General features: G+C 63.0%; 7 protein-coding genes and 1 pseudogene. 3 read left to right on the top strand and 5 right to left on the bottom strand.

Annotation, left to right across the window (positions count from 1 at the left end):
* Positions 1 to 191 (bottom strand): annotated as a pseudogene (locus QYE47_RS27020) (outer membrane assembly protein); the annotation flags it as partial.
* Positions 192 to 388: 197 nt separating this feature from the next.
* On the opposite strand from QYE47_RS27020, the gene QYE47_RS27015 reads away from it, so the two are divergent.
* Both QYE47_RS27015 and QYE47_RS27010 read left to right on the top strand, forming a co-directional pair.
* Positions 389 to 1,081 carry a response regulator transcription factor gene (locus QYE47_RS27015; RefSeq protein WP_019437019.1) on the top strand — a complete coding sequence of 231 codons (693 nt, stop codon included), beginning with the start codon at positions 389 to 391 and terminating at the stop codon, positions 1,079 to 1,081.
* Positions 1,078 to 2,340, top strand: coding sequence for an ATP-binding protein (locus QYE47_RS27010; protein ID WP_019437018.1), 1,263 nt, complete (start codon positions 1,078 to 1,080; stop codon positions 2,338 to 2,340). Before QYE47_RS27015 ends, QYE47_RS27010 begins: the two co-directional genes overlap by 4 nt.
* Here the strand turns inward: QYE47_RS27010 and QYE47_RS27005 are convergent.
* From QYE47_RS27005 to QYE47_RS26995, 3 genes are all read right to left on the bottom strand, one after another.
* Entirely contained in the window at positions 2,333 to 3,328 is a 996-nt protein-coding gene (locus QYE47_RS27005) for an aldo/keto reductase (RefSeq protein ID WP_014590867.1), read from the bottom strand. The genes QYE47_RS27010 and QYE47_RS27005 overlap by 8 nt on opposite strands.
* Before the next feature lie 96 nt (positions 3,329 to 3,424).
* A complete protein-coding gene (locus tag QYE47_RS27000; RefSeq protein ID WP_014590868.1) occupies positions 3,425 to 4,276 on the bottom strand; it encodes a LysR family transcriptional regulator in 852 nt (283 codons plus the stop codon).
* A 62-nt stretch (positions 4,277 to 4,338) separates the two neighbouring features.
* On the bottom strand, positions 4,339 to 5,523 hold the full coding sequence (locus QYE47_RS26995; RefSeq protein ID WP_070383944.1) for an MFS transporter: 1,185 nt from the start codon (positions 5,521 to 5,523) through the stop codon (positions 4,339 to 4,341).
* Between the two features lie 263 nt (positions 5,524 to 5,786).
* On the opposite strand from QYE47_RS26995, the gene QYE47_RS26990 reads away from it, so the two are divergent.
* Positions 5,787 to 6,446 carry an alpha/beta hydrolase gene (locus QYE47_RS26990; protein ID WP_014590870.1) on the top strand — a complete coding sequence of 220 codons (660 nt, stop codon included), beginning with the start codon at positions 5,787 to 5,789 and terminating at the stop codon, positions 6,444 to 6,446.
* On the opposite strand, the gene QYE47_RS26985 is transcribed toward QYE47_RS26990, so the two are convergent.
* The gene (locus tag QYE47_RS26985) at positions 6,431 to 7,312 is read right to left on the bottom strand and encodes a LysR family transcriptional regulator (protein WP_004374921.1); all 882 of its coding nucleotides are present in this window, start codon (positions 7,310 to 7,312) and stop codon (positions 6,431 to 6,433) included. The genes QYE47_RS26990 and QYE47_RS26985 overlap by 16 nt on opposite strands.
* Positions 7,313 to 7,574 lie beyond the last annotated feature (262 nt).

The following is a 7,574-nucleotide window of genomic DNA, read 5'->3' as shown; positions in this document are numbered from 1 at the left end:
GAACGAGTCGAGTCCACCAGGCGGCGGTCGTCGGCCTGGTCGCCAACGTTCAGCGGCAAGGCACCGAACACACTGCCGGCGGAAACCCGCTGCAGGCCGTTGACGCGGATGTCGGCGATCCTGAACGGTGAGGCCTGGGCCAGGGTGGCTTTCAGCAACAGGATGGAGAGCAACAGGCGCGGGTAGTTCATCGGGGTTTCCAGACAAGCGGATTCGGAGGGCAGCAAGCGCGGGCGACCCGCAAGCAGCGGGCGATGAGGATACGGGCGGGCTGTGTACGGCGCGGTTAGCCGAGGGTAAAGATGTGTAAAGTCCGACCGGGCGGCAGTGACAGTGCCGGCTTGCAGGGCGATCATTGCCCCCCCTGCAATTGCGATATCTGGCCCTGATGATTCCTGTGCTGCTGGTCGACGACGACCGCGAACTGACTGAAATGCTCTCTTTGTACCTGGCGCGCGAAGGCTTCCAAGCGACGGCCGCGGGCACTGGTGAGGAAGGCGAGCCCCTGGCGTTGTCCGGCCATTTTCAGGTAGTGGTGCTGGACGTGATGCTGCCAGGCATCTCTGGTATCGAGGTGCTGCGCCGCGTGCGTGCACGTAGCCAGGTGCCGGTGCTGCTGCTGACGGCACGCGGTGACAACATCGACCGCATTGCCGGCCTGGAGCTGGGGGCCGATGACTATGTGCCCAAGCCCAGCTCTCCCGGTGAGCTGGTGGCACGCCTGCGGGCAATACTGCGTCGGGTTCAGCCGCAGCTGATGGGAGAGGCCATTACGCCTGAGCACGTGCGTTCCGGGGCATTGAAAATGTGGCCTGGCCGTCGTGAGGCGCACTGGTGCGACGCCACACTGGAGCTGACCGGCTCGGAGTTCAGCCTCCTTGAGGCGCTGGCCCGCCAGGCTGGTCAACTGATCAGCAAGCAGGACTTGTCACTCAACGCCTTGGGCAGGCCACTAACCCGCTATGACCGGCGCATTGATGTGCATGTCAGCAGCATCCGGCACAAGCTTGGCCCGCGTGCCGACGGCAGCAGCTGGATCCAGAGCGTGCGTGGCATGGGTTACATGCTGATCGTCGAATGATGCGCCGACGTCTGTTCTGGAAACTGTTTCTGGCGTTCTGGCTGGCCAATTGCCTGACCTTTCTGGTGGGGGCGGGCGCTTTCATGCTCAATGACTGGCGTGGCGATACCCCGGCACTGCGTTCGTTGCTGGCCACCGAAATGCAGATGTTGCAGCGCTACGGCGAGCAGGCAGGCCGACAGCTGCTTGATGTATCGCCGCAGCCGCCGGATGTGCAGGTGGGCCTTTACGACAGCCAGGGTCGGTTGCTGGCCGGCCGGGCGGTGCCGGAGGCGCGTTTCGAGCAAGCCTTGAGCGACCGCCAAGGTCGCGCGCTGGTGCTGCGTGCCTCGGTGGCCACGGTGCTTGGTGAGCCTGCGCGCCCTCGCGGCGTGGGCCCTCTTTTTACCGGCACGCTGATGAGTGCGCTGTTTGCCTTTCTGTGCAGCCTGTACCTGACCCGCCCACTGGCCTGGTTGCGTGAGGCGATGGCCCACGTGGCTCAGGGCCGGTTCGATGTGCGCGTCAAACCCCGGCTGGGCAAGCGCCACGACGAGATCGTCGAGCTGGCCGAGGACTGCGACCGCATGGCTGGCCAACTCAAGGCGTTGGTGCAGGCCCAGCAGAACCTGCTGCACGATATTTCCCACGAACTGCGCTCACCGCTTACCCGCATGCACGCAGCTATTGGCCTGATGCGCCAGCAACCCGACCGGCCCGACATGCTGGAGCGGGTCGAGCGCGAGTCGCGGCGCATGGACGACCTGATCGAGCAACTGCTGACCCTGGCCCGTGCCCAGTCCCGTCAAGACAACAATGACTTCGCCAGCGTGGATGTTGTCGAACTGCTGGCGCAGATCGTCGAGGATGCCCGTTTCGAGGCAGGCATGAAGCAGTGCCAAGTGTCCTTGCTGGCTCAGGGCGCGTTTCTCATGCATGGCCATGAAGAACTCCTGTACCGGGCCTTCGAGAACGTCATCCGCAATGCCGTGCGCTACACCAAGACCGGCACGGCGGTATTGGTGAAGGCCGCACCGGCACCAGGGGGGCAATGGTTGCAGGTGTGCGTCAGCGACCATGGCCCAGGCGTCGACCCGGCGCGCCTGCAGCGTATCTTCGAACCGTTCGACCGTGGCACCGACAGCAGCGACGGCTTTGGCCTGGGGCTGGCGATCGCCCAGCGTTCCATCGCCTTGCACGGTGGCAGCATCACCGCGCTGGCCGCCGCCACAGGGGGCTTGCGGGTGCGCATCGAACTGCCGCAAGCCATTGCTACTTGAAGCCGGTAACTGCGTGGGGAACGTAAGGGGCCTGCAAGCGCGCCACCTCATCCTCGCTCAGCTGCAGTGACAGTGCGCCCAGGGCATCGTCCAGGTGGGCGGGCTTCGAGGCGCCGACGATAGGGGCGCTAACGCCGGCCCTACCCAGCACCCAGGCCAGCGCAACCTGGGCCATCGGCACCCCCCGTTCGCTGGCGATCTGCTCGACCACATCGATTACCCGGCCGTCCTCCACCTCGGTCTTTTCATAGAACGACTGCCCGGACACATCGGTGCGCGTGCGTTGGGTTTGCTGCCCATGCGGCCGGGTCAGGCGGCCGCGCGCCATCGGGCTCCAGGGCATCAGGCCGACGCCTTGATCCAGGCACAGCGGGATCATCTCTCGCTCTTCTTCGCGGTAGATCAGGTTGAGGTAGTTCTGCATCGACACGAAGCGGCTCCAGCCATGGTTGGCGGCTACCTGCTGCGCCTTGGCGAACTGCCAGGCATACATCGACGATGCACCGATGTAGCGCGCCTTGCCGGCCTTGATCACATCATGCAGAGCTTCCATGGTTTCCTCGATGGGGGTGTGGTAGTCCCAGCGGTGGATCTGGTAAAGGTCGACGTAGTCTGTGCCCAGGCGGCTGAGGCTGGCGTCGATGTTGGCCATGATCGCCTTGCGTGACAAGCCTTGCTCATTGGGCCGGCTGGCGCCCTCCCACATGTTGGCAGGGAAGAACACCTTGGTGGCGATCACGGTCTCTTCGCGGCGGGTAAACTCCTTCAGGAGTTTGCCGAGGATGATTTCCGAAGTGCCGGCGGAATAGCTGTTGGCAGTGTCGAAGAAGTTGATGCCTTGCTCGACGGCATGGCGAATGATCGGCCGGCTGGCGTCTTCGCCCAAGGTCCAGGGGTGAGTGCCGGCGTCGGGTTCACCGAAGGTCATGCAGCCCAGGCACAGCCTTGAAATGTCCAGCCCAGTGCTACCCAGCTTTACGTACTGCATCGTCGTTTCCTTCAAGGGCGTGAGTGATGGAGTTAGCCTAACGCTGGCAGGGTTGGGCGAAAATTCCGTATTGATGCATGTGCCATCTGCAAGAATTCACAAGCGTAGCAGCGGCCGCACCTGTTGCTGAAGGAAGTCGGTAACCGCCTTGATCCGCGGTGTGGCGCGCACGTCCTCATGCACGGCCAGCCAGATTTCGATGCTCATTGTCTGTTGGGCGCTGCCTGCCTCTTTCAGACCGTGTTCCTGTGCCATGAACGCGGGCAGGCAGGCGATGCCGATGCCGCCGGCACAGGCTTGGGCCTGGATGCGCAGGTCATTGCTGTGCAATGCGAACGGCTGCTGGCCGGCCTGGAGGTTGAGCCATTGCTGTTGTGGGGAACGGGCCTGAGACTCGTCGTAGCCGATGTAGCGCCTGACCGTTGCGCTGGCCAGGTAACCGGGCGAGGCATACAGCCGGTAATCCAGGTGTCCCAGCAGGCTGACCACCAGAGTTGGCTCTGTCGGCCTGGCCAGGGCGATGCTGATGTCAGCTTCGCGGCGGACCAAGGACGCCTTGGATTTGCTGCCTACCAGCTTCAGGCGCAGCTGTGGGTAGCGCTGGTACAGCTCGCCCAGGCGCCGGGCGACGATGCTGCCCAGCAGCGCCGGTGGTGACGAGAGCACCACTTCGCCTTCCACTGCCTGTTGGCCGGCGCTGGCGAAATGCTCCAGGGCAAAAGAGGACATGGCCATCTGCTCGGCGAGTTCCGCAACACGTTGGCCTTCGTGGGTGAGGGCATAAGCGCGGGGACGTCGGTCGACCAGCTTGAGCTTGAGCGAAGCTTCGAGCGAGGCGATGCGCCGGGCCACGGTGGCGTGGTCGACACCCAGGGTCTTGGCAGCGGCCGACAGCGAGCCGGCCGAGCTGAAGGCGGAGAAATGGCGCAGGTCTTCCCAATCGAACATGAATGACTCGGCAGTGGCGGGTGCATGAAGGGGTAGGGTAACCCTTTATGACCATGCCGGCTTCAATGCCCGCCTTTCATCCGCCGCGCCACCAGGTAAATGCCCAAACCAACCAGCGCAGTCGCGGCGCCAATGTACCCGGTGCTGGTCCAGCCCATGCCTGCAGTGATCGCCATGCCTCCCAGCCATGGCCCCAGGGCATTGGCCAGGTTGAACGCCGCATGGTTCGACGCAGCTGCCAGGCTAGGTGCCTCATGGGCAATGTCCATGAGGCGAATCTGTAGCGGTGCCGCCAGGGCGATCATGGTGCCCACCAGGCCGATGCCCAGCAGCAGGCTCCACAGCGCCTGGGCGGCGAAGGTAAAGAACAGCAGCACGGCGACCGACCACATCAGTACCAAGCCCACGACGCGGAACTGCAGGCGGTCGAACAGCTTGCCGCCAGCGATGTTGCCGACGATACCGCCCACGCCGAACGCCGCCAGACCGAACGGAATCCACTGTGGCGACACCTGGGTCACTTGCAGCATGGTCGGTGCCAGGTAGCTGAACACGCAGAACATGCCGGCAAAACCGATCGAAGCGATGGCCAGCGCCATCCATACCTGTGGGAGGGCAAAGGCCTGGAGCTCCTTGCGCGGGTCGCTGCGTGTTTCGTCGTGGCGCTGGGGCACGAAACGCCAGACCAGGGCGATGGTGCACAGGGCGATCGCGCCGACCAGCACGAATGCCGAACGCCAGCCGAAGTACTGGCCCAGGAAGGTGGCAACCGGGTTGCCGAGCAACATGGCCAAGGTCAGGCCCATCATCACCCGGGCAACGGCCCCCGCGCGCTGATCCTTGGCCACCATGCTCGAGGCCACCACTGCGGCAATGCCGAAGTAGGCGCCGTGGGGCAGGCCGCTGATGAAACGAAATGCGACCAGGCCACCGAATGAGGGGGCAAAGGCAGTGGCCAGGTTGCCCACGGCATACAGCAGCATCAACAGCAGCAGCATGTGCTTGCGCAGCAGTTTGGCACCGAGAATGGCCAGTGTCGGGGCGCCAACCATTACCCCCAGCGCATACGCGCTGATGGCATGGCCCACCTGTGGTTCGCTCAACTGCAAATTGCTGGCAATGTCGGGCATCAGGCCCATGATGGCGAATTCGCCGGTGCCGATGGCAAAGCTGCCCAGTGCCATGGCGGCTTCCATCTTGGCGACGGTGTTTTTACTGGGTAGCGGGGGGCGTTCCTGGACTGACATCTGTATCCCTATTGAAACATGCTGAAACGTTCAAGGCGGGATAATAGTCAATCGATGGCTGCAACGTCGAGGATGCTGCCCCGGCTTCCTCGCCTGTCAGCCCGTTTCCTGCTCAGTGCGGGCGCTCTTGCTACGCCCTGGCGGAAGTGGCTGGATCCTGTGGCAGCGGGTATGCCTGCTCTTTTAGACTGCGGGCGGTGACGCGCCAACGCTCGGCAAACGGTGTACACGCGCCACACACTCGGTTCACAAGGACAACTGCAATGTCAGATACCCCGCGCAACCCGCTGCTTATCGATGGGGCCGTCGGCCAGATCGAGCTGTTGATCGACTACCCCGACGGACCACCCAAAGGGTTGGTGCTGGTCAGCCATCCGCAACCGCTGCTGGGCGGTAGCCCACGGCATATCGTGCCGCTGACCCTGGCACGGCAGCTACGTGCAGCCGGCTGGCAAGTGGTACGGCCGAGCTTTCGTGGGGTGGGGCAGACCCAAGGCGCGCACGACCAGGGCATCGGTGAAGCCGAGGACTGCATCACGGTCATCCGTCACTTCAACCAGCAACAGCCCGAGCTGCCGGTAGCCCTGGTCGGGTTTTCCTTTGGGGCCTACGTGTTCGCCCGGGTTGCCTGTGCGCTGGAAGGGCAGTTGCAGGCAGTCGCATTGATGGGGCTGCCGGTGGGGGATGTACCGGGAGGGCGCTATTACGAGCCATTGCCGCTGCCTGGGGATTGCCTGTTACTGCAGGGTGAACAGGATGAAATGGCACCGCTGGCCAACCTGCTGCAATGGGCTGGCCCTGAACAACGGGCAGTGTCGGTATACGCCGGTGCCAATCACTTTTTCAAAGGCTGCCTGGGGCGTGCCGCGGAGCAGGTGATTGCTCATCTCGCCCAGAAGACTGGCCCTCACCGCTCCAGGTAATGCGTCTGTGCAGCAAAGTCGATGAACCGCTTGCTGGCCAGCGACAGGTATTCCCCCGAGCGCCAGCACAAGCGGAAACTCATCTGTTGTGCTGGCCGGAACGGCACTCCGACGATGCCTGGCGTGCGTTGCTGCACCGAGCGCAGCAGGGTCGCCACCCCCATGTTGTCCAGCGCGGCCTGCACTACCAGCGAGACGAAGTTGCTCTGTAGCGCCACTTGGTAAGTGATGCCATGTTCGGCGAAGAACGCATCCAGAAGATGGCGTTGAACGAAGGTGCGATCGAACACCACCATGTCGGTATTGCGCAGGTCTTCGGCGGTGAGGTAGGCCTTGCCGGCATAGGGGTGATCAGGGTGCATGCACGCCAGCATCTCGTCGCTGCCCAGCAGGATCGACTCCTTGTCGGGCGGTACACGACGGGACTCCAGCAGCGCCAGGTCGATTTCCCGTTGCTCCAGGCGATGACCAATGTCTTCGGCACTGCCTTCGAACACGGTCATGGCAATGCCCGGGTACGACTTGCGGAAGGCGTTCATCAACCCGGGGACGTAGTGCAGGCCGAACATCGGCGGGATACCCAGGCGCACTTCACCGCGCTTGAGGTCGGCCATGTCGCGCAGCTCTTGCCGGGCAACGTCCATTTCGCGCAGGGCTGAGGCAATGCGCGGCAAGAACTGCTCGCCTTCTGCCGTGAGGATCACTTTGCGCGTGGTGCGGTTGAACAGGGTTACCCCCAGTTCTTCTTCCAGCCGGGTAACGGCCATGCTCAGCGCGGGCTGGGCGATGTGCAGGTGCTGCGCGGCCTTGGTGAAGCTGCCTTGGCGGACGATTTCGACACAGCAGCGCAATGCCTTGAGGTTCATTGAGGGGTGCTACCTTTCATGCGAGATGCATTCATAACGAACTGTGATGCTAAGCATCATAACAATATATTTATTATTATTAACCAGAGGGCCTACGATGCGCGCCACTGAGACATCCTGCAACATCTCAGTCACGCAGCTTAATAAATCTGCAATCCCACAAAGATTTTGAGGTAGTACCCCAAATGGCCAAGGCCGCCGATGTCGTTGTGCAATGCCTGGAAAACGAAGGTGTCGAGTATGTATTCGGCATTCCCGGTGA

Origin of the sequence: Pseudomonas sp. 2,4-D (assembly GCF_030418155.1) — a bacterium.
GTDB classification, from domain to species: Bacteria; Pseudomonadota; Gammaproteobacteria; order Pseudomonadales; family Pseudomonadaceae; genus Aquipseudomonas; species Aquipseudomonas alloputida.
The sequence above is the reverse complement of the archived record's forward strand: the minus strand, read 5'-3'. Positions and strand labels throughout refer to the sequence as shown.